At 56.4% G+C, this 25,290-nt stretch carries 20 protein-coding genes and 1 other annotated feature; of the genes, 10 read left to right on the top strand and 10 right to left on the bottom strand.

The genetic code is table 11. The features are described 5' to 3' along the window. Positions 1 to 83 precede the first annotated feature (83 nt). The 4 genes from urtA to atzF are packed head-to-tail and all read right to left on the bottom strand — an operon-like array spanning position 84 to position 7,511. Entirely contained in the window at positions 84 to 1,352 is a 1,269-nt protein-coding gene (gene urtA / locus SD961_RS02000) for an urea ABC transporter substrate-binding protein (RefSeq protein WP_318788730.1), read from the bottom strand. A gap of 25 nt (positions 1,353 to 1,377) precedes the next feature. Further along, entirely contained in the window at positions 1,378 to 2,088 is a 711-nt protein-coding gene (locus SD961_RS02005) for a GntR family transcriptional regulator (RefSeq protein ID WP_318788731.1), read from the bottom strand. 10 nt (positions 2,089 to 2,098) lie between these two features. Then, the gene (gene uca / locus SD961_RS02010; RefSeq protein WP_318788732.1) at positions 2,099 to 5,716 is read right to left on the bottom strand and encodes an urea carboxylase; all 3,618 of its coding nucleotides are present in this window, start codon (positions 5,714 to 5,716) and stop codon (positions 2,099 to 2,101) included. Next, complete coding sequence (atzF, locus tag SD961_RS02015) at positions 5,709 to 7,511, bottom strand: allophanate hydrolase (protein WP_318788733.1); 1,803 nt, start codon at positions 7,509 to 7,511, stop codon at positions 5,709 to 5,711. Before atzF ends, uca begins: the two co-directional genes overlap by 8 nt. A gap of 495 nt (positions 7,512 to 8,006) precedes the next feature. Here atzF and sltY point away from each other — a divergent pair, with 495 nt between their 5' ends. Continuing rightward, a complete protein-coding gene (gene sltY / locus SD961_RS02020) occupies positions 8,007 to 9,929 on the top strand; it encodes a murein transglycosylase (RefSeq protein ID WP_318788734.1) in 1,923 nt (640 codons plus the stop codon). Positions 9,930 to 9,982: 53 nt separating this feature from the next. Continuing rightward, the gene (gene trpR / locus SD961_RS02025) at positions 9,983 to 10,312 is read left to right on the top strand and encodes a trp operon repressor (protein WP_306208116.1); all 330 of its coding nucleotides are present in this window, start codon (positions 9,983 to 9,985) and stop codon (positions 10,310 to 10,312) included. Here trpR and yjjX read toward each other — a convergent pair. Beyond that, complete coding sequence (gene yjjX, locus SD961_RS02030) at positions 10,298 to 10,843, bottom strand: inosine/xanthosine triphosphatase (RefSeq protein WP_318788735.1); 546 nt, start codon at positions 10,841 to 10,843, stop codon at positions 10,298 to 10,300. The genes trpR and yjjX overlap by 15 nt on opposite strands. Before the next feature lie 50 nt (positions 10,844 to 10,893). Here yjjX and gpmB point away from each other — a divergent pair, with 50 nt between their 5' ends. Beyond that, positions 10,894 to 11,541 (top strand): 2,3-diphosphoglycerate-dependent phosphoglycerate mutase GpmB, encoded by a 648-nt coding sequence (gene gpmB / locus SD961_RS02035; RefSeq protein ID WP_318788736.1) that lies wholly within the window; start codon positions 10,894 to 10,896, stop codon positions 11,539 to 11,541. A 99-nt stretch (positions 11,542 to 11,640) separates the two neighbouring features. Here gpmB and robA read toward each other — a convergent pair whose 3' ends face one another. Next, positions 11,641 to 12,531 carry an MDR efflux pump AcrAB transcriptional activator RobA gene (robA, locus tag SD961_RS02040; RefSeq protein ID WP_318788737.1) on the bottom strand — a complete coding sequence of 297 codons (891 nt, stop codon included), beginning with the start codon at positions 12,529 to 12,531 and terminating at the stop codon, positions 11,641 to 11,643. Between the two features lie 189 nt (positions 12,532 to 12,720). On the opposite strand from robA, the gene creA reads away from it, so the two are divergent. Next, positions 12,721 to 13,191, top strand: coding sequence for a protein CreA (creA, locus tag SD961_RS02045; protein WP_318788738.1), 471 nt, complete (start codon positions 12,721 to 12,723; stop codon positions 13,189 to 13,191). Between the two features lie 57 nt (positions 13,192 to 13,248). Here creA and arcA read toward each other — a convergent pair whose 3' ends face one another. Further along, complete coding sequence (gene arcA / locus SD961_RS02050; protein ID WP_306208106.1) at positions 13,249 to 13,965, bottom strand: two-component system response regulator ArcA; 717 nt, start codon at positions 13,963 to 13,965, stop codon at positions 13,249 to 13,251. A gap of 601 nt (positions 13,966 to 14,566) precedes the next feature. On the opposite strand from arcA, the gene SD961_RS02055 reads away from it, so the two are divergent. The 5 genes from SD961_RS02055 to thrC all read left to right on the top strand — a co-directional run bounded on the left by SD961_RS02055 (position 14,567) and on the right by thrC (position 20,297). Further along, the gene (locus SD961_RS02055) at positions 14,567 to 15,265 is read left to right on the top strand and encodes a tRNA/rRNA methyltransferase (protein WP_318788739.1); all 699 of its coding nucleotides are present in this window, start codon (positions 14,567 to 14,569) and stop codon (positions 15,263 to 15,265) included. A 193-nt stretch (positions 15,266 to 15,458) separates the two neighbouring features. Further along, the gene (gene thrL, locus SD961_RS21665; protein ID WP_412916644.1) at positions 15,459 to 15,530 is read left to right on the top strand and encodes a thr operon leader peptide; all 72 of its coding nucleotides are present in this window, start codon (positions 15,459 to 15,461) and stop codon (positions 15,528 to 15,530) included. Then, positions 15,466 to 15,587: a sequence feature (Thr leader region), on the top strand. Its footprint overlaps the gene before it by 65 nt. Before the next feature lie 25 nt (positions 15,588 to 15,612). Beyond that, complete coding sequence (thrA, locus tag SD961_RS02060; RefSeq protein ID WP_318788740.1) at positions 15,613 to 18,075, top strand: bifunctional aspartate kinase/homoserine dehydrogenase I; 2,463 nt, start codon at positions 15,613 to 15,615, stop codon at positions 18,073 to 18,075. 2 nt (positions 18,076 to 18,077) lie between these two features. Next, positions 18,078 to 19,007, top strand: coding sequence for a homoserine kinase (gene thrB / locus SD961_RS02065; protein ID WP_318788741.1), 930 nt, complete (start codon positions 18,078 to 18,080; stop codon positions 19,005 to 19,007). A gap of 3 nt (positions 19,008 to 19,010) precedes the next feature. Continuing rightward, positions 19,011 to 20,297 (top strand): threonine synthase, encoded by a 1,287-nt coding sequence (thrC, locus tag SD961_RS02070; RefSeq protein WP_318788742.1) that lies wholly within the window; start codon positions 19,011 to 19,013, stop codon positions 20,295 to 20,297. A gap of 57 nt (positions 20,298 to 20,354) precedes the next feature. Here the strand turns inward: thrC and SD961_RS02075 are convergent, their stop codons facing one another. The 3 genes from SD961_RS02075 to yaaA form a co-directional block, all read right to left on the bottom strand. After that, positions 20,355 to 22,106 carry a hypothetical protein gene (locus tag SD961_RS02075; RefSeq protein WP_318788743.1) on the bottom strand — a complete coding sequence of 584 codons (1,752 nt, stop codon included), beginning with the start codon at positions 22,104 to 22,106 and terminating at the stop codon, positions 20,355 to 20,357. A gap of 16 nt (positions 22,107 to 22,122) precedes the next feature. Further along, positions 22,123 to 23,127: a type III secretion system chaperone gene (locus SD961_RS02080; protein ID WP_318788744.1), complete on the bottom strand. Its 1,005-nt coding sequence runs from the start codon at positions 23,125 to 23,127 to the stop codon at positions 22,123 to 22,125. 155 nt (positions 23,128 to 23,282) lie between these two features. Then, positions 23,283 to 24,059: a peroxide stress protein YaaA gene (gene yaaA / locus SD961_RS02085; protein ID WP_318788745.1), complete on the bottom strand. Its 777-nt coding sequence runs from the start codon at positions 24,057 to 24,059 to the stop codon at positions 23,283 to 23,285. 234 nt (positions 24,060 to 24,293) lie between these two features. Here yaaA and tal point away from each other — a divergent pair, with 234 nt between their 5' ends. Then, a complete protein-coding gene (tal, locus tag SD961_RS02090) occupies positions 24,294 to 25,247 on the top strand; it encodes a transaldolase (RefSeq protein WP_318788746.1) in 954 nt (317 codons plus the stop codon). Positions 25,248 to 25,290 lie beyond the last annotated feature (43 nt).

Consider the following 25,290-nt stretch of genomic DNA (forward strand, 5'->3'; position numbering starts at 1 on the left):
CCCACAGAGTTAACCCACACGGGCGGATACTTTCGCCCGGCGCGTATCTGAACGGGCGGTAAAGACGCCGCCCGTTACCGGGATTACTGCGTGGATTTCACCGGATGATCGGGTTTTTTGTCATTACCGGCAATGTACGGGCTCCACGGCTGAGCGCGAACTGGTTTGTCGGTCTGCCAGACTACGTTGAACTGACCGTTGTCTTCGATTTCACCAATCATTACTGGCTTATGCAGGTGGTGGTTCGTGCTATCCATGGTCAGGGTGAAGCCATCCGGCGCTTTGAAGGTTTGTCCCGCCATTGCCGCACGCACTTTATCCACGTCGGTGGTGCCCGCTTTCTCTACCGCCTGCGCCCACATATGGATGCCGACGTAGGTCGCTTCCATCGGGTCGTTGGTCACAGCAGTGGCGGCGTTCGGCAGGTTGTGCGACTTAGCGTAAGCGCGGTAATCGGCAACGAACTGCTTGTTCACCGGATTCTCAACCGACTGGAAGTAGTTCCACGCCGCCAGGTTACCTACCAGGGGCTTGGTATCAATGCCGCGCAGTTCTTCTTCACCCACGGAGAAGGCCACCACCGGCACATCCGTGGCTTTGATGCCCTGGTTCGCCAGCTCTTTGTAGAAGGGAACGTTGGAGTCCCCGTTGATAGTGGAGATCACCGCCGTTTTGCCGCCAGCCGAGAATTTCTTGATGTTCGACACGATAGTCTGGTAATCGCTGTAACCAAACGGCGTGTACACCTCTTCAATATCGCTCTCCTTCACGCCTTTTGAGTGCAGGAAAGCACGCAGGATTTTGTTGGTGGTACGCGGATAGACGTAGTCGGTGCCCAGCAGGAAGAAGCGTTTGGCGCTGCCGCCATCTTCGCTCATCAGGTATTCCACCGCTGGAATAGCCTGCTGGTTGGGTGCCGCGCCGGTGTAAAACACGTTTGGCGACATCTCTTCCCCTTCATACTGCACCGGATAGAACAGCAGGCCGTTCAGCTCTTCAAATACCGGCAGCACCGATTTACGGGAAACTGACGTCCAGCAGCCAAACACCACGGCGGCTTTGTCCTGCGTCAGCAGCTGGCGGGCTTTTTCCGCAAACAGCGGCCAGTTGGAGGCGGGATCAACTACCACCGGTTCCAGTTTTTTGCCCAGCACGCCCCCTTTGGCATTAATTTCATCAATGGTCATCAGCGCCACATCTTTCAGCGGCGTTTCAGAAATCGCCATCGTGCCGGAGAGCGAGGAGAGTATCCCGACTTTAATGGTCTCCGCCGCCTGCGCACCCCAGGCTAAACCCATACTGACAACCGTGGCGGAGAGTGCAAACACCTTGAGCAATGAACGTCTTTTCATCTGGCGAACCCCTGAGTTTTATTGTTTATGTTGGTGAATCCGGTTGAAGTCTTGCCTGCTGCAGCATGTGTAATGTGATCTTTCTGACCTCGGCTTTACTCACAGAGATGTGGTCGGTCAGAATGCGCTGGGCCTCCTCAGTGTGTTGATGCAAAACCGCCAGCAAAATCCGGGCGTGCTCGCTATAGGTCGCGTCAATCCTCTCCTCGCGGGTGAAGTCGAGGCGGCGGATGATGCGAATTTTTTCCGTCAGATCGGCGTGAATGCGTGCCATTTCGCTGTTGCCTGCGGCGGCAACCAGCGCCATATGGAAGGCTTCGTCCTGTAGTGAAACGGCCTTTCCCTCCTCCAGGCGCGGCGCGGCTACCCAGAAAAGCTGCAGGTCGTTCAGCAACTCGCTGGCGCGCCCCGGCGGCATGCTGCAGAGGCGGCGTACCGCTTCGCATTCCAGCACAATTCTTAAATCGTAAAGCTCTTCAAAGTATTCGAAGTCGAACTGGCGAACCTGCCAGCCGCTGCGAAAGCAGACTTCGACATAACCCTCCCGCTCCAGCCAGAAGAGGGCCTGCCGCACCGGCGTGCGGCTGACATCCATACGTGCGGCCATTTCGCTTTCGCTGAAGCGGTCGCCCGGCATCAGGCGAAAGTCGAAAATGTCGTTCTTGATCGTCTGGTAGACCTTTCCGGCCAGCGCTTCCGGTCTGGCCTTGCCGCGTCTGGAGTGGAGTTCCTGCATACTGCCTCCTTTATTCCAGCCACAGCAGGGCATCACCCGGGCTGACGGCGCGGCCAGGCTGGCAGGCGATCCGCTTCACGCGTCCGGCCTGAGGGGCGTGGACAACCAGCTCCATTTTCATCGCTTCCACGATAATCAGCGGCTCTCCGGCAGCCACCACATCGCCCGGTTTCACCAGTACTTTCCAGATGTTGCCATTCAGGTCTGCACTGACCTGTAGCGCGTCATCTTCTGCCGCTTCCGGCTCTAATGTCTCTTCGCTGGTCAGCGGTGCGCCTTCCTCTTCCTGCGCCCACAGCGCCACTTCAGCCTCGAAGGCTTTGGCCTGGCTGGCGCGGAATTCAGCAACAGACTCGGCATTTTCGCTAAGGAAGCGCGTATGTTCGGCAAAGTCGAACACCGTCTCTTCGATAGTGATAGTGGCGCGGCCTTCGCGGAAATCTTCGCGCAGCACATCCAGCTCCGCTTCGCTGACCGGGTAGAAGCGTACCTGGTCGAAGAAGTGCAGCAGCCAGGGTTCACTGGCGGCAAATTGCTCATTTTTCAGGAATTTGTTCCAGATTGGCAGCGTGCGCCCAACCAGCTGATAGCCGCCAGGTGAGTCCATGCCATAGATGCACATATACATGCCGCCAATGCCAACCGTTCCCTCTGCGGTAAAGGTTCGTGCCGGGTTGTATTTCGAACTCAGCAGCCGATGGCGGGGATCGACAGGCACCGCGCACGGCGCGCCCAGATAGACGTCGCCCAGGCCCAGGATCAGATAGCTGGCGTCAAAAATCGTCTGGCGAACCTCTTCACGGCTGCTCAGCCCATTGATTCGTTGAATAAAATCAACGTTATTCGGCAACCACGGCGCGTTTGCCCGCACCGTTTGCTGATAACGCTCTACCGCACCCAGCGTGGCGCTGTCTTCAAACGCCATCGGCATATGCACAATGCGCGAAGGCACTTTCATCTGGCTGACGTCACCCAGCTCTTTCTCCAGAGTGAGCAGCAGGGTCAGCAGCTGTTTCTGACTGAGAATGCGGCTGTCGTAGCGAATCTGCAGCGAACGCACGCCCGGCGACAGCTCCTCTATTCCCGGCTGGCCGGTTTCACGCAGCGCCGTCATCAGCAGGTGAACGCGCAGGCGCAGGGCCAGATCCAGCACGTTGTCGCCATATTCCATCAGGATGTAGTTATCGCCCGCCTGGCGGTAAACGGCGGTGGGAGTGAGGGCAGTTGCTTTAATGGCCGCCAATACGGTAGCTGAACCCTGTTCGGTTTCCGCCAGCGATGGCACCTCGTAAGCGGGCAGCGTGGTGGCGTGCAGCGTCTCCACGTTTTTCGCCTGCGCCTGTTCCAGCGCGTGCGCCTGTTCAAAACTGATCGGGTGGAAACGAATGCGGTCACCAGGTTTAACCTGACCGACTTTCCACAATTCCGCTTTGGCAATGGTCACCGGGCAGACGAAGCCGCCCAGGCTTGGTCCGTCGCGGGTAAGGATCACCGGGAAATCGCCGGTAAAATTTACCGCGCCGATGGCATATTCACAGTCATGGACGTTAGAAGGGTGCAGCCCGGCTTCGCCGCCGTTGGCGCGCGCCCAGCCTGGTTTCGGCCCCACAAGGCGAACGCCCAGTCGGTTGGAGTTGTAGTGGACCTGCCATTCAGCAGCAAAGAATTCGTCGACAGATTGCTGGGTAAAGAAGTCCGGCGCGCCGTGTGGCCCGTACAGCACGCCGATTTTCCACTCGTCGCCGTAGCGTGGCACCAGCGAAGCATCAACGGCCTGCGGTTCACTGACCGGCGCGGGCGTGGTGCAGGCCGGCAGCGCTGGCTGAGAGATTGCCAGCATGTCAGCAACGCGCAGGGTGCGTCCGGCGTGGCCGCCAAACTGCCCCAGCGCAAATGTCGAACGGCTGCCCAGATATTCCGGCACGTCAAACCCGTTACGCACCGCCAGGTAGGTGCGGCAGCCCATCCGGGCACGACCCAGCGTCAGAGTCTGACCCGCCTGTACGGCAACCGGCTGCCAGTAAGCCACGCTCTCGCCATCCAGCGTGGCAGGGCATTCCGCCCCGGTCAGAGCTATCAGCGTGTCGCTGTGGAAACGCAGCGTTGGCCCCTGCAGCGTAAATTCCAGCCCGGCGGCCTCTTCGGCGTTGCCCACAATGCGGTTTGCCAGACGGAAAGCAAAATCATCCATCGGGCCGGAAGGAGGCACGCCAATATCCCAGTAGCCCAGGCGGCCGGGGTAATCCTGAATGCTGCTCCAGGTGCCAGGCTGTACGACTTCAACTACTGGCGACAGCGGCGTAAAGCTGTCCAGCATACGCGTCCAGACCTGACCCGTGCGGAAAGCTTCGGTCGCCACAATCTGACGCAGATAATCCAGGTTGGTGGCGATACCGTGCAGGCGCGTTTCGCTCAGCGCCTGCTGCATTTTGATCAGCGCGGCCTCGCGATTTTCCGCATGTACGATCAGTTTGGCGATCATCGGATCGTAGTAGGCGGAAACTTCTGTACCGGTATCGATCCAGCCATCGACGCGCACGTTGTCAGGAAAACAGACTTCGGTCAGCACGCCCGGACTTGGCTGGAAGTTCTTCAGCGGATCTTCCGCATAGATACGCACTTCAATTGAAGCGCCCTGGGGAGCCTGCGTCAGCCGCGCCCAGTCTGTCTCTTCATCTGCGGCAACCCGCAGCATGCACTCCACCAGATCCAGCCCGGTCACGCACTCCGTTACCGGGTGTTCAACCTGCAGTCGGGTGTTCACTTCCAGGAAGTAGAATTCATTACGTTCAGCATCATAGATATATTCTACGGTGCCCGCGCTGCGGTAGCTGACCAGCTCGCCCAGCTTTACGGCAGACGCCAGCAGCGCCGCGCGGGTCGCCTCCGGCAGCTGTGGCGCTGGGGTTTCCTCCACCACTTTCTGGTTACGGCGTTGCAGTGAGCAGTCGCGCTCGCCCAGGGCCACGACCTTGCCTTTGCCATCGCCGAAAATCTGCACTTCCACGTGGCGGGCGCGATCGATACAGCGCTCCAGGAACACGCCAGCATCGCTGAAGAACTGTTCGCCAAGGCGGCGCACGCTTTCCCATGCGTTGCTCAGCGCTTGCGCATCCGCACAGCGTGTCAGGCCAATACCGCCGCCGCCCGCAGTACTTTTCAGCATCACCGGATAGCCGATGGTGTCGGCCGCGCTAAGCGCCTCTTCGAGAGAAGCCAGCAGTGGCGTTCCTGGCGTCATCGGTACGCCTGCCACCGCGGCCAGTTCACGGGCGCGGTGCTTAAGGCCAAACTCACCAATCTGCTGGGCAGTTGGCCCCACGAAAGCGATGCCCGCTTCTTCACAGGCGGCGGCGAACGGCAGGCTTTCTGACAGGAAGCCATAACCGGGCCAGATCGCCTGTGCGCCTGTCTCCCTGGCCGCAGCCAGAATTTTATCGATGCGAAGATAGCTGTCGCTGGCTTTTTCGCCGCCCACCGCGATGGCAATGTCGGCATCTTTCACATGCTGTGCATTTTTGTCGGCTGCGGAGTAGACCGCCACGCTGGTAATACCCAGACGTTTCAGAGTACGAATGGCCCGGCAGGCGATTTCGCCACGGTTGGCGATCAGAACTGTATTAAACATTCGGGGTCTCCTTGCGTGCCAGCCAGTTACGCCAGCCGCCAAATTCAGTGATGTCAGTCGCCTCAGTTAGCACGGCGGGTTCACAGATAAAGCCTTTCACCTGACGGCCATCGGCCAGCGCCAGAGTGCCGATACCCAGCGGTGCCGGGATCTCCGCAACAAATTCGCCAAAGCGCGCCAGCGGGATATCCCACAGCTCAACGGTGATTGCCGCGCCGTCGCTGCCTTTCGCCAGACCAGGCTTCGGTGGTTTGGTGTTAGCCAGGGCATAGAGGCGGTAGCAGGCTGCGGTGGTTGTCTCTTCAACCAGTACCGCATCACGACTGGTGAGCTGGTGGTTCAGCGGCATGCCGGTGAGATGAGCGCCAACTACCGCCACGCGCACGTGCAGGGAAGAAGGGAGCAGGGTTACATGTACGGCGGTATTCTTCCTGCCCGTAGCGCCCAGGCTGAGCGCCTGACTGGCCTGCCAGCGTTGACCGAAAGTGACCAGTGCGCGGTCATACCAGGCGGGAGCAATCAGGGTGATCCCCGCCGGTAAGCCATCTTCACGGAACGGGCCAGGCAGCGCCAAAGCGGACAAATCCGCCAGGTTGGTGAAATTGGTATAAGTGCCAAACTGAGAGTTAAAGCGCACCGGTTCCTGCTTCATCTCTTCCAGCGTATGAATAGTGGGTGAGGTGGGCACCACCAGCGCATCAAACTGGCTGAGCGTCTGTTGGATTTGGCGGGTCAGTTCCGCACGCAGGTATTCCGCTTTGTAGGCATCAACCGCGCTGTAGTTATTGCCGCTGGCGACAATGCCATATACCACCGGGTCCATCTCTTCCGGGCGATCCAACATGTTGCCCACCGCAACGGTGCGCTCGGCCACCCAGGGGCCGTAATAGAGCTGTTCGGCCAGCTGATGGAAGGCAGAGAAGTCGATGGGATGGAGCGTGGCGCCAGTAGCCTGCAGCGCGGCGACAGCTTTTTCCCAGGCTGCCTGAGCCTGGGCATCGCCATAGAACTCCAGCGTGGCGGGTACGGCCAGACGAGGGGCGGCGGGTAAAGCCGCGGGGGCCAGGCCCGGATTACGGCGTGAATAAGCATCGCTGGCGTCGTAGCCCCCCGCGCAGCTGGCGGCGAGAAATGCATCTTCAACGGTCAGGGCAAACAGAGAGATCGTATCGTTAAGGCGACAGGCGGGCACCACGCCCGTGGCGGATAACCACCCTTTGGTCGGCTTCAGGCCCACGATGTTGTTAAAACCAGCCGGAACGCGTCCCGATCCGGCGGTATCCGTCCCCAACGCAAAGCAGACTAACCCGCGCGCGGTAACAGAGGCGGAACCGGAACTGGAACCGCCGCTGACATAGTCAGCATTGAAGGTGTTTTTCACCGCGCCAAACGGAGATCGCGTGCCGACCAGCCCGGTGGCGTACTGGTCAAGGTTAGTTTTACCTATTACCACGGCACCGGCGGCCTTGAGGTTGGCAACGGCGGTGGCGTCAGCGGCGGCTTGATAAGAGAAGGCAGGACAGGCGGCGGTAGTGGGCCAGCCCGCAACGTCGATATTGTCTTTCACGGCAAAGGGCACGCCAAACAGTGGCAGCGACGACGGGTCCTGATGCCAGGCGGCCAGCAACGGTTCCACCTGGGCGCGGATCTGCGCCGGTGTGGCGAGGTAGATCCAGGCGTTATCCTCCGTAGTGAGCGTGTCCAGCACGCTTTCCAGCGTGGTAAGAACGGCTTCCGGCTGCTGCCGGTAATGCTGCTGCCAGTCGCTAAGGGTGAATCCGGTGGTCAGGGCCATGAGTTGAATTCCATCTGGTATACAAGATTGAATTCACTACAGCAAAAGCTGTGCCATTATTATAACTTCATGTATTTAAAGAATTTATAATCACCAGCACGAAAGGGATGCACGTTCAGTGGGCAATGAATGAACAAAAAAGGGGCGAACAGCTGCACAACGGTAAACCTTACACAGCCAGGGCTATGCTTAGCTGCTGCCGGAACCCTCACGGCACCCAATGATACGGCTCTGGCCGGAGATACTACTGCCGCCAATATCTTGCGGGTAACCAAAAATAGAGGCGAGTTCAAATGCGTGGAAAGGCTCTCTCTGAAGGATTGAATTTAACGGAATGATGAGCGTAAACGCTTTATCCGCCTCTTTTTATAAGTTACAGGGCCGGAGTTAAGTAAATTTTTGTGCAGAACCGTGCAGGAGTGCGTAAGCCTGGTTAGCATGAAGGAGGTTTTTCGTAAGTTCAGGATAAAGAGAGGCGGTAACGTGGGGAAAGTCATGGCCGACAAGTGGCAGTTGTGGATAGCAGGGGCCTGTTTAACGGCCGTAACAGGAATGGCACAGGCGGACTCCCTGGATGCCCAGCGCAGTCGTTATCTTGAAATCAAACAGGCCTGGGACAGCAATCAAATGGAGACCGTGGCGCAGCTGATGCCCACGCTGCGTGACTATCCTCTCTATCCCTATCTTGAATACCGCGAGTTTGCACAGCATCTCGATCAGGAAACCGGTCTGGCGGTAAACGCCTTTATCAAACGCTATCCTACGCTGCCGCCGGTTCGCTCTCTTTCAACCCGCTTCGTTAATGAACTGGCCCGCCGTGAAGACTGGCGGGGATTGCTGGTATTCAGCCCGGAGGAGCCTAAGCCCGTTTCGGCGCGCTGTAACTGGTATTATGCTAAATGGGCCACCGGCCAACAGCAGGTTGCCTGGGAAGGGGCGAAAAGCATCTGGCTGCGCGGAACCTCGCTGCCCGCCACCTGCGACAAGCTGTTCAACGTCTGGCAGGCTGCCGGTCAGCAAACGCCTATTACCACGCTGGAGCGGATCCGCCTGGCGATGAAAGAGGGGAATACCAGCCTGGTGAATTTCCTCGCTAAACAGCTGCCGGAAGATTACCAGACGATGGCGAATGCGGTGATGGATTTGCAAAACAATCCGCAGAACGTGGTGACGTTTGCCCGCGCCGTGGGGCCAACCAATTTTACCCGTCAGGCTACCTCTCTCGCCTTCGCCAAAGTAGCGCGTGAGGATGCAGAAAATGCGCGGGCGATGATCCCCTCGCTGGTCAGTGCGCAAAAGATGAGCGAGCAGGAGGAGCAGGATCTCAATGAAGCCGTTGCCTGGCGTCTGATGGGAAATGATGTGACGTCGGAACAGGCGCGCTGGCGCGACAATGTGGTGATGCGCAGCGGCTCTACTTCTCTGATTGAACGGCGGGTAAGAATGTCGCTTGGGATCAACGATCGTCGGGGACTTAATACCTGGATCGCCCGCCTGCCGGTTGAAGCGAAACAGAAGGATGAGTGGCAATACTGGCAGGCTGACCTGCTGATGGAGCAGGGACGTAAAGAGGAAGCGCAGCAAATCCTTCATACGCTGATGCAGGAGCGCGGATTTTACCCCATGGTAGCCGCGCAGCGTCTGGGTGAGGATTACCAGATGCAGGTAAATAAAGCGCCTGAGCCAGAGAGCAGCCTGACGCAGGGTGCGGAAATCGCCCGCGTGCGGGAGCTGATGTACTGGGGGATGGATAACCTGGCGCGGACCGAGTGGAGTTATCTGGTAGCCAGTAAACCAAGCCTTCAGCAGCAGCAGCTTGCCCGTTTCGCCTGGGAACAAAACTGGTGGGTGCTGAGCGTGCAGGCCACCATTACCGGCAAATTGTGGGATAACCTTAAAGAGCGTTTCCCGCTGGCCTATCAGGAACAGTTTGAGCGTTATGCTGACGGTAAGGCTATTCCTGTGAGCTATGCGATGGCGATAGCGCGGCAGGAGAGCGCCTGGAATCCTAAAGCCCGTTCGCCGGTGGGCGCTTCGGGCCTGATGCAGGTGATGCCTGCTACCGCACAGCATACGGTGAAGGTGTACAGCCTGCCGGGCTACAGTAACAGCAGCCAGCTGCTGGACCCGGAAACCAATATTCAGATTGGTACGCAGTATCTGGAGTCGGTTTATCAGCAGTTTGGTCAGAACCGTATTTTCTCGTCCGCCGCCTATAACGCAGGGCCTTCCAGGGTGAAAACCTGGCTGGGCAACAGTGCAGGCCGGATCGATTCGGTAGCCTTTATCGAAACTATCCCGTTCTCTGAGACGCGCGGCTACGTGAAAAATGTGCTGGCTTACGACGCCTATTACCGCCATTTCATGGGCAAGTCGGATAAGATCCTGGCGGATAGCGAATGGGAACGGCGCTACTGATCCCCTCGGGGCTATGCTATGCTACTGTACTAGTTAAATAGTATGGGCCACCTATGAGCGAATCTTCCGTTCCTGTTACCATGGAACCGCACAATGAAGAGTGGCAGCGTTTTGTGACGCTGCTGCAACGTGCCTTTGGCAATGGATTACATCTGCCGCTGCTGCAATTGATGATGACGCCAGACGAACGCGAGGCGCTGGGCACCCGGCTGCGGATCATTGAAGAGCTGATGCGGGGTGAACTGAGCCAGCGCGAGCTGAAAAACGATCTGGGCGTGGGTATCGCTACCATCACGCGCGGCTCTAACAGCCTGAAAAGCGCGCCGCCAGCGTTGAAGGCATGGCTGGAAGCGCAGCTGCTGACAGGGTCAGATAAAGTCTGATCCTGCCCCAGGCTTCATCTGGTAGATATCATTATGAAACGGGCAGAGCGCCAGGATTAGCGCCTGATGATAGACGCTGGTGCGCGTTAACAGCCCGGCCGTAAAAGCGCCGATAGCGCCGCCTTTGTGCTTGATATTCTCAATGCCGGTGAGCCTGGCCATCTCTTCACCCAGTTCACGGCCTTCATGAATGCCTTTCAGCACGATAGCGGGCAGAGTGAAGCTGGCAGAACGCGACTCACCGCGCAGCTTGTGGTTTTCGATCACCATCCAGGCAAAGGCGCTCTCTTCTTCAATCCCCGCTTCAATGGCGACCCAAAAGTCCGCCTCAGGCCGAACCTGACGGGCATTCATCACGCGGTGACGTGCGCCAGTTCTCGTTTCAACGTTTGTAACCGGCTGCGCGGCCACGCCGCTGTCGACCTCGACACCCTCTATATGGCAGGATCCCTCCCCGAATACATCGCTGAATGCCTGAGAAATTGCCTTAATTTTGGCTGGATTGATGGTGGCAGCGACAACATGGTACATAATTGTTTGAACCCTTCAGGCAAATTTGTCGCAGTATAACGGAAAATCGCATGTTACAGGTCTACCTTGTTCGCCACGGAGAAACGCTTTGGAATGCAGCGCGACGCATTCAGGGACAGTCGGACAGCGCGCTGACAGAGAAAGGAGTGCAGCAGGCACATCAGGTGGGGGAGCGGATGAAACACCTCGGCATCACCCACGTTATTTCCAGTGATTTGGGGCGAACCAGACACACCGCGGAAATCATTGCTGATGCCTGTGGTTGCGGCGTAAAGCTCGACCCACGGCTGCGTGAGCTGAATATGGGTGTGCTGGAGCAGCGTCCGCTGGACGAGCTGAGTGAGGAGGAGGAGAGCTGGCGCAAAACGCTGGTCGACGGTACCGAAAACGGTCGTATTCCTCAGGGCGAGTCGATGACTGAGTTAGCTGAGCGCATGCAGCAGGCGTTGAATGCCTGTCTGGAACTGCCTGAGGGCAGCCGCCCGCTGATCGTCAGTCACGGCATGGCGCTGGGCGTGCTGGTGAGTACGCTGCTGGGCCTGCCGGCCTATGCGGAACGCCGACTGCGTCTGCGTAACTGCTCCATCTCCCGTGTGGATCACCAGCAAAGCGCCTGGCTGGCGGAAGGCTGGGTAGTGGAGACGGCGGGAGATATTTCGCATCTCGACCAGCCTGCGCTGGACGAACTACAGCGTTAAGAGTGCTGTAAACAGGGCGGAGCGAGCGAGGCCGCCTCTGAGTGCAGCATAAGCGCTTACGATTGTGGCAGCGGGCAGAAAGAAGTTCTGCCCATTATATTATGCCGTGACCGTTTCCGTAGTGCTGCGAATTGGGATCAGGTATTCGCAACGGATATCCACTGGCGGCTCCGGGCGTTTCTTGCCGCCGTGCGTCAGGAAGCGTTCAATATCCTGCCCATGACGTCGGGTCAGCTGCAGCATGGGCATACAGGTGCCGTAGATCAGCAGAATGAACTCCTGCAGACTGGCGCGAGGCCCTTCGTAGAAAAACTGCACATATTCTCCTCCCTCCAGCAGCACCGTTTGCGTGGACTGCATCGCTTGTGAAAGCTGGTCCATTGGCACCGCCGTGGTGTAGAGAATTTCCTGCTCATCATCCTTCTCCATGCTTGGGCGCGACTGATGCAGGCCATAGAGCACGGGCGGGATCATATCGGTTTCCGTCAGGAACTGCCGCCAGAAATGCAACCGCATCTCGTCGCGTGCGCTGGAGATCTGCTCCAGCGTGCAGGTATAGCTCTGCGTCTGACCAACCAGCACGGTCTCAGGCAGCGTAATATAGGCCGCTTCCGGAAGGCGATAATCATCCAGACGGATCGGGGGACGCAGGCCAAAGGAGTTCCAGTCAGAAGAGCGGCGATACCAGGCGGGCGTCTGATTAAACTGTTTTTTGAATGCCCGGGTAAACGTCTGCTGAGAATCGAAACGATACTGCAGGGCAATGTCCAGAATCGGACGGCTGGTCAGGCGAAGCGCCACCGCAGCCTTAGAGAGGCGCCGTGCACGGATATAGGCGCCAATCGCATGACCGGTGACTTCCTTAAACATTCTTTGCAGATGCCATTTTGAATAGCCAGCCTTGGTCGCCACGTTGTCGAGAGACAACGGCTGATCGAGGTGGCTTTCAAGCCAGACAAGCAAATCGCGAATGATACCGGCTTGATCCATAAATCATCCTTACCTGATAAAAGTGGTGCAGGGAAAAATTCCACTACTGACTCATATAACGTACTGCCTGTTGAACTGATAAATAGCCTCTGCCAGTACACATCAAACCGCGGGGAGGTGTTACCATGCGGCAAGTACCTGAAGAGGTTACCTTACAATGTCATCTATTTTCTAAGCAATGGTAACGTTATGACAATGAAAAAATTGTTAATAGTCACGTCGGTAATTTTAACGTCACTGGCAGCACGGGCTGAGCAGGTTGGTTCCGTGGATACCGTGTTCAAAGTCTTCGGCCCCGATCATAAGATTGTGGTGGAAGCCTTTGATGATCCGGACGTAAAAAATGTAACCTGCTATATCAGCCGGGCCAAAACCGGCGGCATTAAAGGGGGTCTTGGTTTAGCTGAAGACACCTCTGACGCTGCCATTTCCTGTCAGCAGATCGGGCCGGTTGAACTGAGCGATAAAATTGCCAAAGGTAAAGCTGAAGGCGAGGTAGTCTTCCGTAAGCGGACTTCACTGGTCTTTAAAAAGCTGCAGGTGGTGCGGTTTTACGATCAAAAACGTAATGCACTGATCTATCTGAGCTATTCCGATAAAGTGGTGGATGGTTCGCCTAAAAACGCCCTGAGCGCAGTACCTATTATGCCGTGGAAATAACGCGCTGCATAGAAAAGGGCCGGAATTCCGGCCCTTTATAGCACAGGCTGAGTAGGTTTAATCCTGCAGATCGCCACAGAAGCGGTAGCCTTCGCCATGAATGGTGGCGATGATCTCTGGCGTATCCGGCGTGGATTCAAAATGCTTACGGATGCGACGAATGGTCACATCAACCGTGCGGTCATGCGGCTTTAACTCACGGCCAGTCATTTTTTTCAGTAAATCAGCACGGGTCTGGATTTTGCCAGGGTTCTCACAGAAGTGCAGCATCGCGCGGAACTCGCTGCGGGGCAGTTTATACTGCTCTCCCTGTGGGCTGACCAGCGAGCGGCTGTTAATGTCCAGCTCCCAGCCATTAAAGCGATAACTCTCAACCAGCTTGCGCTCTTCGCTGTGCGGCGCCAGATTCATGGTCCGGGAAAGCAGGTTGCGCGCGCGGATAGTCAGCTCACGCGGGTTAAACGGCTTGGTGATGTAGTCATCAGCGCCGATTTCCAGGCCCAGAATTTTATCCACTTCGTTATCACGACCGGTCAGGAACATCAGGGCAACGTTCGCCTGTTCGCGAAGTTCACGAGCCAGCAGCAGACCGTTTTTCCCGGGCAGGTTGATATCCATAATCACCAGGTTGATGTCATTCTCGGTCAATATATGGTGCATCTCAGCACCGTCCGTAGCTTCATGAACCATGTAGCCTTCGGCCTCAAAAATACTTTTGAGAGTATTGCGAGTCACTAATTCATCTTCAACGATAAGTATGTGCGGGGTCTGCATGTGTTCGCTACCTAAAATTGCCAACAAAATCGAAACAGGGCATACAGCTGTAAAGAAACCAGATAAAGCAGGGAAGTTATCGGGTATAGAAACAACAGCTGTACAGAATATGTTCTTGAGTCATTAAAGACCAGGCTGCGCATCCTGTAAATCCTGGTTGCACCCTGTCCCGGCACGCTTAAAAATGGGGGTATATCTTAACCGCATTAACAGCAATATAACAGTACAAGACCTGGCCAAAATGTAATAAACAACGCTAACTTGACTTATATCAAACCAATTGTAGCACGTTAACCGTTTTGTGAAAAACTCTTACCAGAATGCCAGCTTAGCTCACAAATATGCTCTTTTTAGCGCTAACAAAGCCAGCGCCCGAAAAGATACCGGCAGCAAATTTAACATTTGATAATTACTTGAAGCATATGGGTTTATATCTTGATAATTGTTTTTATTGAGGTATTCAGTGCAAAGCCGTCATATAATTTGATTATGCCCGGTTACACTATGCTCCTGAAATGTTATGTATTTGTTGCTATCAACCAGCTTATTTTTACATCCTGCGGCGTGAGGCCACGTTGCAGGCCATCTGATTAAGGACGTTATGCGCTTTCCTTTGATTCTTGTTTCTCCGCATCGACCAGAAAATATTGGCGCGGCCGCCCGCGCCATGAAAACCATGGGGTTTAACGAACTGCGGATCGTCAACAGCCAGGCTTATCTTGAACCTGCGGCACGCTGGGTAGCCCATGGCGCAGGGGAGATTCTGGACGGTATCACGCACTGGGAGACGCTGGCCGATGCCCTCGCAGATATCGATTTCAGCATCGCCACCACCGCCCGCAGCCGGGCAAAGTTCCGCTATTACGCTACGCCTCAACAGGTAGAAACGATAATAGAAGAGAAGCAGCAGTGGGTCAGCAGCGTGGCGCTGGTGTTTGGCCGCGAAGATACGGGCCTGACCAATGAAGAGCTTGAGCTGGTGGATCTGTTAACCGGAATTCCGATGGCGGCAGACTATCCCTCGCTGAATCTGGGGCAGGCGGTAATGGTCTACTGTTATCAACTTTCTGCCATCAGACAGGTGAGCGCCTCTAAAGAGGCCCCGGCTGACGTCCTGCAATTAACAGCCTTGCGCCAGAGGCTCGATCGGCTGCTTGCACGCCTTGAAGTCAGTAATGACCGCAAGCTGGCAGAGTGGCTCTCCCAGCGTCTGGGCCTGTTGGAACAGCGCGACAGCGCGATGCTGCACCGCCTGCTGCACGATGTAGAAAAAAAACTTATAGATAAAAAAGCTGAATAATAGCGCCACAGTAGTGAGTCTTACTGGGTTTATTTCGACCACTAACAGAATGGATCTGTTTTTGTTTTAAATCCCCTGCGAGTTGATGGGATTAGCGACCGCCGCCAGGAGATAAAAAAATTGACTTGGCTGGCGGTTTGCTTTACTTCTGAAAGCCGACAGAATTCAAAGACAGACAGACGATAAATCTAAAATGCGTAAACAGAGCCTGATGACAACAATCATTATTACCACCACCATTACCCCAGGTAACGGTGCGGGCTGACGCGTAAAGGAAAAATCAAAAAAAAGCCCGCACCTGAACAGTGCGGGCTTTTTTTTCGGCAAAAATTCAGGAGATGTTGATAATGCGAGTGCTGAAATTCGGTGGAACCTCAGTAGCCAATGCGGAACGATTCTTGCGCGTGGCTGACATTCTGGAAAGTAATGCTAAGCAGGGACAGGTTGCTACCGTATTGTCCGCGCCAGCGAAAATCACTAACCATCTGGTGGCGATGATTGAGAAAACCATCAGCGGTCAGGATGCCTTGCCTAATATCAGCGACGCGGAAAACATTTTCTCCTCACTGCTGAAAGGCCTCGCAGAAGCGCAGCCTGGTTTTCACTACGACAAGCTGAAAACGGTTGTCGATCAGGAATTCGCACAGCTTAAGCAGATCCTGCACGGTATCGGCCTGCTGGGGCAATGTCCGGACAGCGTCAATGCGGCGATCATCTGTCGCGGCGAAAAGCTGTCGATTGTGATAATGGAAGCGCTGCTGCGGGCTCGTGGACATGGCGTTACCGTTATCGACCCGGTAGAAAAATTGCTGGCTGTGGGCCACTATCTCGAATCCACCGTGGATATTCCTGAATCCACCCGCCGCATCGTCGCCAGCCAGATCCCCGCAGAGAATATGATCCTGATGGCTGGTTTCACCGCCGGTAATGATAAGGGTGAGCTGGTGGTGCTGGGGCGCAATGGTTCAGACTACTCCGCCGCCGTGCTGGCCGCCTGCCTGCGGGCGGACTGCTGTGAAATCTGGACTGACGTCGATGGCGTCTACACCTGCGATCCCCGGCAGGTGCCTGACGCCCGGCTGCTGAAGTCGATGTCCTATCAGGAAGCGATGGAGCTCTCCTATTTTGGCGCTAAGGTTCTGCATCCGCGCACCATTACTCCTATTGCCCAGTTCCAGATCCCTTGCCTGATCAAAAACACCGCCAATCCTCAGGCCCCCGGCACCCTTATCGGTGGTGACAGTTCGGATGAAGACAACCCGGTTAAAGGCATCACCAACCTGAATAACATGGCGATGTTTAACGTCTCCGGCCCTGGGATGAAAGGGATGGTGGGTATGGCTGCCAGAGTCTTTGCCGCGATGTCACGCAGCGGCATCTCCGTGGTGTTAATTACCCAATCCTCTTCCGAATACAGCATCAGCTTCTGCGTGCCGCAAAGCGATCAGGCCCGTGCCCGTCGGGTGCTGGAAGAGGAGTTCTACCTGGAGCTGAAGGATGGCCTGCTTGAGCCGCTGGACGTGATGGAGCATCTGGCGGTTATCTCCGTGGTGGGTGACGGCATGCGTACCCTGCGCGGCATCTCCGCCAAATTCTTCTCGGCGCTGGCGAGAGCCAATATCAATATCGTTGCTATCGCTCAGGGCTCTTCCGAACGCTCTATTTCTGTGGTGGTCGATAATGATCAGGCCACTACCGGCGTGCGTGTGGTGCACCAGATGCTGTTCGCTACCGATCAGGTTATTGAAGTCTTCGTTATTGGCGTCGGCGGCGTGGGTGCAGCGTTAATCGACCAGCTCCACCGCCAGCAGACCTGGCTGAAGAATAAGCATATCGATCTTCGCGTCTGCGGCATTGCTAATTCAAAAGCACTGCTGACCAATGTGCATGGTATTCCGCTGGAGAACTGGAAGGAGTCGCTGGCGAAAGCCAATGAACCGTTCAATCTGGGACGGCTGATCCGGCTGGTGAAAGAGTACCATTTGCTCAACCCGGTGATTGTGGATTGTACCTCCAGCCAGGCAGTGGCCGATCAGTATGCTGACTTCCTCGCTGAAGGCTTCCATGTGGTCACGCCGAACAAAAAGGCCAATACCTCTTCCTACAATTACTATCAGCAGATGCGTGCCGCCGCCGCGAAGTCGCGCCGTAAGTTCCTTTACGACACCAACGTAGGTGCGGGTTTGCCGGTTATCGAAAACCTGCAAAATCTGCTGAATGCGGGTGACGAACTGCTGCGCTTCTCCGGTATTTTATCCGGTTCGCTCTCCTATATTTTTGGCAAGCTGGATGAGGGCGTGTCGCTTTCTGAAGCCACCAAAACGGCGCGGGAACTGAGTTTCACTGAACCGGACCCGCGTGACGACCTCTCCGGCATGGATGTGGCGCGTAAGCTGCTGATTTTAGCCCGCGAAGCAGGTTATCAACTGGAGCTGAGCGACATTGATATTGAGGCCGTGCTGCCGGAAGAATTAACCGCAATAACGGATGTGGAAGCCTTTATGGCGCGCCTGCCGGAGCTGGATGAGGCGTTTGCTTCCCGCGTGTCACAAGCGCGTGAAGAGGGCAAAGTGCTGCGCTTTGTCGGTGCCATTGAAGAAGGCGGGCGCTGCCGGGTGAAAATTGATGCCGTGGACGGCAACGATCCCCTGTATAAAGTGAAAAATGGCGAGAACGCCCTGGCGTTCTACAGCCGCTACTATCAGCCAATCCCGCTGGTACTCAGGGGCTATGGCGCGGGTAACGATGTGACCGCAGCAGGCGTATTTGCCGACCTGTTACGCACCTTGTCATGGAAGTTGGGAGTTTAAGAATGGTCAAGATTTATGCCCCTGCCTCAATTGGCAACGTCAGCGTGGGCTTTGATGTACTGGGTGCGGCAGTATCACCGGTGGACGGCTCCCTGTTGGGGGATTGCGTCACGGTGGAGGCAGCCAGCGAATTCAGCCTGCGCAACGAGGGGCGCTTTGTCAGCAAGCTGCCTGATAAAGCAGAAGAGAACATTGTCTGGCAATGCTGGGATCGCTTCTGTGAAGCGATTGGCAAGCGCGTGCCGGTGGCGATGACACTGGAAAAAAATATGCCGATCGGATCGGGCCTGGGTTCCAGCGCCTGCTCCGTAGTGGCGGGTTTGATGGCGATGAACGAACACTGCGGCAAGCCGCTGAGCGACACAGAACTGCTGTCGCTGATGGGCGAGCTGGAAGGGCGTATTTCCGGCAGCGTGCATTATGATAACGTCGCCCCATGCTTCCTCGGCGGCATTCAGCTGATGCTGGAGGAAAATGGGATTATCAGTCAGCAGGTGCCAGGCTTTGATCAGTGGCTGTGGGTGATGGCTTACCCCGGCATCAAGGTTTCTACGGCGGAAGCGCGCGCTATTCTGCCCGCACAGTACCGTAAAGAAGAGATTATTAAGCATGGTCGCTACCTGGGTGGGTTTATTCATGCCTGCCACACGCAGCAGCCAGCGCTGGCGGCAAAGCTGATGCGTGATGTGATCGCCGAGCCTTACCGCACCAAACTGTTACCGGGATTTGCAGAGGCTCGCCAGGCTGCACAGGATATTGGCGCGCTGGCCTGTGGCATATCGGGTTCCGGCCCTACGCTGTTCGCGGTTTGTGACCAACCGGACACCGCACAGCGCATGGCTGACTGGCTCAGCCAGCACTATCTGCAAAATGATGAAGGCTTCGTTCACATCTGCCGTATCGATACGGCAGGCGCACGTAAACTGGGATAACGCATGAAACTGTACAATCTGAAGGATCACAACGAGCAGGTCAGCTTCTCGCAGGCCGTTAAACAGGGTCTGGGTAGCCAGCAGGGGCTGTTCTTTCCGCTGGAGCTGCCGGAGTTTGAACTCACCGACATCGATGAGATGCTGGAAATGGATTTCGTTACCCGCAGCAGCAAAATTCTCTCTGCTTATATTGGTGATGAAATTGCGCCGCATCAGCTGCACGATCGCCTGAAAACGGCCTTCAGCTTCCCGGCACCGGTGGAAAAAGTCACTGATGATATCTCCGCACTGGAGCTGTTCCATGGGCCAACGCTGGCCTTTAAGGACTTCGGTGGCCGCTTTATGGCGCAGATGCTCTCCTATGTCAGCGGAGCCGATGAGAAGATTACTATCCTTACCGCCACCTCCGGGGATACCGGCGCAGCGGTTGCCCATGCTTTCTACGGTATGGATAACGTACGGGTAGTGATCCTCTATCCTCAGGGCAAAATCAGCCCGTTGCAGGAAAAACTGTTCTGTACCCTGGGCGGCAACATCCAGACTATCGCCATTGAGGGGGACTTTGACGCCTGTCAGTCTCTGGTGAAGCAGGCGTTTGATGACGAGCCGCTGAAAAAAACCATTGGCCTGAACTCCGCTAACTCCATCAACATCAGCCGTCTGCTGGCGCAGATTTGCTATTACTTTGAAGCGGTTGCCCAACTGCCGCAGGAGAAGCGCAACCAGCTGGTAATCTCCGTTCCGAGCGGTAACTTTGGCGACCTGACTGCGGGGCTGCTGGCGAAGTCTCTTGGCCTGCCGGTGAAGCGCTTTATCGCGGCGACCAACGCCAACGACACCGTGCCGCGCTTTTTGGTGAACAGCGAATGGCTGCCTAACGCCACCGTCTCCACTCTGTCAAACGCCATGGACGTCAGCCAGCCAAACAACTGGCCGCGTGTGGAAGAGATTTTCCGCCGTAAGGCCTGGAAACTGACCGAGCTGGGCTATGGCGCGGTGGATGATGAAACCACCAAAGCGACCATGCGCGAACTGGCCGACCTGGGTTATATCTCTGAACCTCACGCGGCCATCGCTTACCGTATGCTGCGCGATCAGCTGCAGGAAGGGGAGTTTGGCCTGTTTCTGGGCACCGCGCATCCGGCTAAGTTTATCGAAAGCGTGGAAGAGATCCTCGACCGCAAGCTGCCTGTTCCTCAGGAGCTGGCGGATCGTGCTAACCTGCCGCTGCTGTCGCACAAGATGGCAGCGGATTTTGCCGCGCTGCGTGATTTCCTGCTGCACAAGTAACCTTAACCGCACCACACCGCGTCAACGATCTTCAACGGCCCTGCACGGGCCGTTTTTTCAGCTGTCCGATCCCCCAGTAATCCTCTGCTGTGCTGTAGCTGATGAGCCGCCACCGCCTGTTGCCACGGCTGATGAATTACCTGTGGGATTTTGCCCCGATGAGGCCAGCGCGCCCGTGGGCGTGGGCTGATCTCCCGGGGCGGCGGTAAGCGTAGCCGCGTTCTGATTGCCCGTGTTGGTTGCAGCAGCGGATGCAGTGAGCGGAGCCTGGCTGCTGGTAGTGGCGCTGGCCTGACTCTCTGCGGCAACGGCGCCGCGAACCTTGCTGTGTGCCTGATAAATCTGGTTTACCACCTTATAGGTCAGCCCAAACGCGGCGGCGGTTCCGGCATTGTTGAACAGGCTGGAAAGCAGCGGCGACATCTTCCCTTTGGTTATGGCAGCCATAATCTGCTGGGAGGCCAGCGTGCTGCCGTTGGCAAAATTGTTCCAGCTAAGACGGGCAATGGAGTGGTCCAGCAGGCGACCATAATCTTTCATCGGCAGGGAAGGGGAGAGCTTTTGCCCATCGCCAACCTGTTTAGCGTCGTAATGCTTACCTAAAAAAGCATCGCCGGTTTCAATCACCGTATTACAGGCGGCGCGAAGCGCGGAGACGATTGCGCCCATCTCATGCAGCGCTTTACCGCTCAACGGCTTGCCCGCCGCATCGCGGATCTCCGGGCCGGAGACGGTATAACCTTTCGGCAGCGCCTTCTGAATCAGACCATCCTGTAGCATGCCCATCGCCAGAGTATTCAGCGTGTACCAGGCGCCATTGGTGCTCATATTGTCATCGCTGACGCCGTAGCTGGCTTTGCCGTCACGGGAAGCGACCATGCTGCCCGTGGCCTGCAGAGATTCCCGCGTACCGGCGTAGATAACATTACGCAGCTGCGTACTGAGCACCCGCGCCGTCAGGCCGGGATTGCCGGTCAGCGCACCCGCCAGCGACATGCCGACATTCAGCAGTTCAGCGGCAATCTGCTGCCCGGTAACGCGTTTTGAGTCGGTTTGCGTTTGTGCGCTGAGACGATTCCATTCCGCAGGCTTATCGCGGCGCATCACCTCTGCCCGATCGGGGCTGAGGCCAAACTGCCCGCGCACCGCCACCTGATTGTGCTGCGGGTCTCTTGCCAGACGGGGTTCACGGACATGGATGTGAGCCGCGATATTGGCAAGCGAGACGGCAGCCTGCAGGCCGACGGCAGCCGCAGGATGTTTTTCTGCCAGATGGGGCAACAGCATATTGTAGGCTTCGATAAAAGCCTCTTCGCGCATCATGGTGGGCAACCCGCAGGTAATCATCTGCTGCAAAGCATGACCGCCCAGCGCCCCCCATGCCTTATTTTGCAGCGGAGCCAGGGTGAATTTACCCAGGGCAACAGCCGACGATTTGGTGTCGTTCCAGCCTGTTGTTCCGGCTGATTTCGCTCCTTTCAGACCGGCGTTACCCGCTACTTTGGCACCGGTTAAAGCCAGGTTGCCGCCAGTTTTGACGCCACTCCAGGTGGCACTTCCCACCGTTTTCGTGCTTCCCCAGGCAGCATTTCCTCCATATTTTATGCCGTTCCACGCGGCAGTCGATCCCTGGCCCACAAGCGCACTGCTCCCTTCCGCCAGTCCGGAGAAAAACTTTCCTGCGCTGGCGGCGGCCCTGGCGGCGCGCCCGGAGCCGTGGTCGGGCCGGGGTCCGCTCTCCTCATCGCCGCGTGAACCGGGCCTGGTCATTTGAAACTGACCGGGAACCTGTTGAATTGAATTACTCATGGCGTCTCTCCTCAGTTCAGGCAGCACTCTGGTGACGGCGATCAAACGCCACGGTAAGCGTCATAAAGTCGGCCAGCCAGCCGGCGAGATCGGCGGCCTCCAGCCCCAGCGAATCCCAGCGGCTGACCAGGCAGATCCTCTCGCCGCACAGTGCCAGCGAGCAGTGCGTGAACAGCCGAAGCTGCTGGTTGGCAATCAGATAGTGTCGTTGCTCATCGCCTGGAGATATCTCCAGATCCAGCGGCGCAGAGATCAACAGGTGGCGGCGATCGCCGTCGGCAAGCACAGAGATGGAACGTTCCGGAAAGGATAATTTGCAGAAGCAGCCATCCAGCAGATAGCTTTCCCGCGCCAGGCCCAACAGGGCGAAAGTTTGTTGCAGAAGGGGATAATGCCAGTCGGTGGTGACGGCCTCCCGGGCCAGCGCATCCATACGCTCCGTCAACTGCTGCTGCCAGCCAGCAATCCAGCCGGGAAGCGGGGGCGCTTCTTCTGGCGCAACTGTGGCTCCTGGCTGACCCAACGAAAACAGCAGATCAATAAGGCTGGAAGCGAGTGAATTGAAATCATTCATCACGTTCGCCAGCGCCTCCGGCTGACCCGGCAGATCAAATGCCAGCGGCCTGGTCAGCAGGGCTGAACCCTGCCGATCGAGAGAAAGGCTGATACCGTTCATCGCCATCGCCACATCGTTGGTTCTGAGCAGCGCTTCCTGCCAGACCTCAGGATGAAGCGCGTCTGGCGCAGGCAGAATGCCGACCGCCAGCCACATTGGCACCGGTTTTTCGCTCTGGCAAATCAGGATAAAATGCAGGGCATCCAGCCGGATCAAACCGGTGGAGGCAAAATGCTGCTGCTGCGCCTCATCCACACCAAACTGCGCCGCCGCGGCTATCAGCCACTCTTTGGCCGAATCTGGCAGAGGATTTTGCCAGCCGTCTGTCCGGACGTTCCTATCCTGTTGATGGCTGGCCTGCCACATCCGATCGCGAATGGTTCTCTCTAACCCCTGCTGATCCATACTCTTCCCCTCATAGCTGATTACGCCTTGAGTGACCCGCAGGTTGTAATGGTTCTGTCACAAAAGGGCTTATAAAAAAAGGCTATGGCTGGAGGGGAAAAGGGGAGGATTTGCGGCGCAAAAGGGCGCTACGCCGCTCGATCTATTGGCAGAAGTTATGGCTGTTCGCGGCGTTTAAAGACCAGATCGGTTTCATTACTCTCTTCAGCCGAATAGGCGTAGCCAGCAACAGCAAAGTTTTTCAGCTGGTCGGGTTTCGTCAGACCCTGTTGGATGACATAGCGACTCATCAGGCCACGCGCTTTTTTAGCGTAGAAGCTGATGACTTTAAATTTGCCATTTTTCTCATCAAGAAATACCGGTTTGATAATGCGGCCATTGAGCTGTTTCGGCTTCAGCGCTCTGAAGTATTCGTCGGAGGCCAGGTTGATCAGTACATCATCACCCTGTTCGGCCAGCGCGGCGTTCAGCGCTTCGGTCAGCCTGTCGCCCCAAAAAGCGTAGAGATCTTTCCCGGCTGGGTTATCCAGCCTGATGCCCATTTCCAGCCGGTAAGGCTGCATTAAATCCAGCGGCCGTAACAGGCCATACAGACCGGAAAGCATACGCAGATGCTGCTGGGCAAAATCGAACTCTTTCTCACTAAAGGTTTCTGCCTGCAGGCCGGTATAGACATCGCCTTTAAACGCCAGAATGGCCTGGCGGGCATTTTCTGGCGTAAAAGGGGGATGCCAGTCATTGAAGCGGTTGGCATTCAGTTCCGCCAGCTTATCGCTGATGCTCATCAGCGAGCCGATCTGGGCAGGCGTGAGCTGCCGCGCAATCTCAATCAGTTTCTGGGAATCGTCCAGCAGCGCCGGTTGGGTGAAGCGTCTGGTCGCCAGCGGGCTGTCAAAATCCAGCGTTTTGGCTGGGGAGATAACCATCAACATGCCTGAGTCCTTGTATGAATAAGCCGAAGTAGCGCGCTACTTTAGCAAAAAACGCGCGGTGAAAGCAGTAATCGCTGCCATTGCTCCAGCTGATTTCTCTGCGCATTTATCGACGATTTAGCACTGCGTGGCCTGCGGGAAACCTTACCTTGCATGGCGGGTTTCGCGTGATATTATCCGTGGCAGAGATTTTCAAGAACCCGATAACTCTACACTCTGATGAGAATGACAACCATGACGGACAAACTGACTTCCCTGCGTCAACTCACTACCGTTGTTGCCGACACCGGTGACATTGCAGCGATGAAGCTCTATAAGCCGCAAGATGCGACCACTAACCCTTCCCTGATCCTGAGCGCCGCGCAGATCCCTGAATACCGCAAACTGATTGATGATGCGGTGAGCTGGGCGCGCGATCAGAGCAGCAAAAAAGAAGAGCAGATCAACTTTGCCGCGGATAAACTGGCCGTCAATATCGGTCTGGAAATCCTGAAGCTGGTGCCGGGCCGCATTTCAACTGAAGTTGATGCGCGCCTCTCTTACGATACTGAAGGCAGCATCGAAAAAGCCCGTTCCCTGATCAAACTCTATAACGACGCGGGCATCAGCAACGACCGTATCCTGATCAAACTGGCATCCACCTGGCAGGGCATCCGTGCCGCTGAGCAGCTGGAGAAAGAAGGGATCAACTGTAACCTGACGCTGCTGTTCTCCTTCGCTCAGGCTCGTGCCTGTGCGGAAGCTGGCGTCTACCTGATTTCACCTTTCGTTGGCCGTATTCTGGACTGGTACAAAGCGAATACCGACAAAAAAGAGTACGCGCCGCATGAAGATCCGGGCGTGGTTTCCGTGTCTGAAATCTATGAATACTACAAGCAGCACGGCTATGAAACTGTGGTGATGGGTGCCAGCTTCCGTAACGTAGGCGAAATCATTGAGCTGGCTGGCTGCGACCGTCTGACCATCTCCCCGGCTCTGCTGAAAGAGCTGGCGGAAACTGAAGGCACGCTGGAGCCTAAACTCTCCTGGGCTGGCGAAGTGAAAGCGCGCCCGGCGAAGATGACCGAATCTGAGTTCCTGTGGCAGCACAACCAGGACCCGATGGCAGTGGATAAACTGGCTCAGGGCATTCGTAACTTTGCGCTCGACCAGGGCAAACTCGACAAGATGATTGCCGAGCTGCTGTAAACCTCTGAGGGTGGCTGGCACACCGGCCACTCTTTTCACTCGC

The sequence above is a fragment of the Erwinia sp. MMLR14_017 genome, assembly GCF_033657285.1.
Classification (GTDB): domain Bacteria; phylum Pseudomonadota; class Gammaproteobacteria; order Enterobacterales; family Enterobacteriaceae; genus Erwinia.

What these genes read in the sequence shown, in the direction of transcription:
- urtA (WP_318788730.1), bottom strand. Translation starts at nt 1,352, where the DNA reads ATGAAAAGACGTTCATTGCTCAAGGTGTTTGCACTCTCCGCCACGGTT.
- SD961_RS02005 (WP_318788731.1), bottom strand. Translation starts at nt 2,088, where the DNA reads ATGCAGGAACTCCACTCCAGACGCGGCAAGGCCAGACCGGAAGCGCTG.
- uca (WP_318788732.1), bottom strand. Translation starts at nt 5,716, where the DNA reads ATGTTTAATACAGTTCTGATCGCCAACCGTGGCGAAATCGCCTGCCGG.
- atzF (WP_318788733.1), bottom strand. Translation starts at nt 7,511, where the DNA reads ATGGCCCTGACCACCGGATTCACCCTTAGCGACTGGCAGCAGCATTAC.
- sltY (WP_318788734.1), top strand. Translation starts at nt 8,007, where the DNA reads ATGGCCGACAAGTGGCAGTTGTGGATAGCAGGGGCCTGTTTAACGGCC.
- trpR (WP_306208116.1), top strand. Translation starts at nt 9,983, where the DNA reads ATGAGCGAATCTTCCGTTCCTGTTACCATGGAACCGCACAATGAAGAG.
- yjjX (WP_318788735.1), bottom strand. Translation starts at nt 10,843, where the DNA reads ATGTACCATGTTGTCGCTGCCACCATCAATCCAGCCAAAATTAAGGCA.
- gpmB (WP_318788736.1), top strand. Translation starts at nt 10,894, where the DNA reads ATGTTACAGGTCTACCTTGTTCGCCACGGAGAAACGCTTTGGAATGCA.
- robA (WP_318788737.1), bottom strand. Translation starts at nt 12,531, where the DNA reads ATGGATCAAGCCGGTATCATTCGCGATTTGCTTGTCTGGCTTGAAAGC.
- creA (WP_318788738.1), top strand. Translation starts at nt 12,721, where the DNA reads ATGACAATGAAAAAATTGTTAATAGTCACGTCGGTAATTTTAACGTCA.
- arcA (WP_306208106.1), bottom strand. Translation starts at nt 13,965, where the DNA reads ATGCAGACCCCGCACATACTTATCGTTGAAGATGAATTAGTGACTCGC.
- SD961_RS02055 (WP_318788739.1), top strand. Translation starts at nt 14,567, where the DNA reads ATGCGCTTTCCTTTGATTCTTGTTTCTCCGCATCGACCAGAAAATATT.
- thrA (WP_318788740.1), top strand. Translation starts at nt 15,613, where the DNA reads ATGCGAGTGCTGAAATTCGGTGGAACCTCAGTAGCCAATGCGGAACGA.
- thrB (WP_318788741.1), top strand. Translation starts at nt 18,078, where the DNA reads ATGGTCAAGATTTATGCCCCTGCCTCAATTGGCAACGTCAGCGTGGGC.
- thrC (WP_318788742.1), top strand. Translation starts at nt 19,011, where the DNA reads ATGAAACTGTACAATCTGAAGGATCACAACGAGCAGGTCAGCTTCTCG.
- SD961_RS02075 (WP_318788743.1), bottom strand. Translation starts at nt 22,106, where the DNA reads ATGAGTAATTCAATTCAACAGGTTCCCGGTCAGTTTCAAATGACCAGG.
- SD961_RS02080 (WP_318788744.1), bottom strand. Translation starts at nt 23,127, where the DNA reads ATGGATCAGCAGGGGTTAGAGAGAACCATTCGCGATCGGATGTGGCAG.
- yaaA (WP_318788745.1), bottom strand. Translation starts at nt 24,059, where the DNA reads ATGTTGATGGTTATCTCCCCAGCCAAAACGCTGGATTTTGACAGCCCG.
- tal (WP_318788746.1), top strand. Translation starts at nt 24,294, where the DNA reads ATGACGGACAAACTGACTTCCCTGCGTCAACTCACTACCGTTGTTGCC.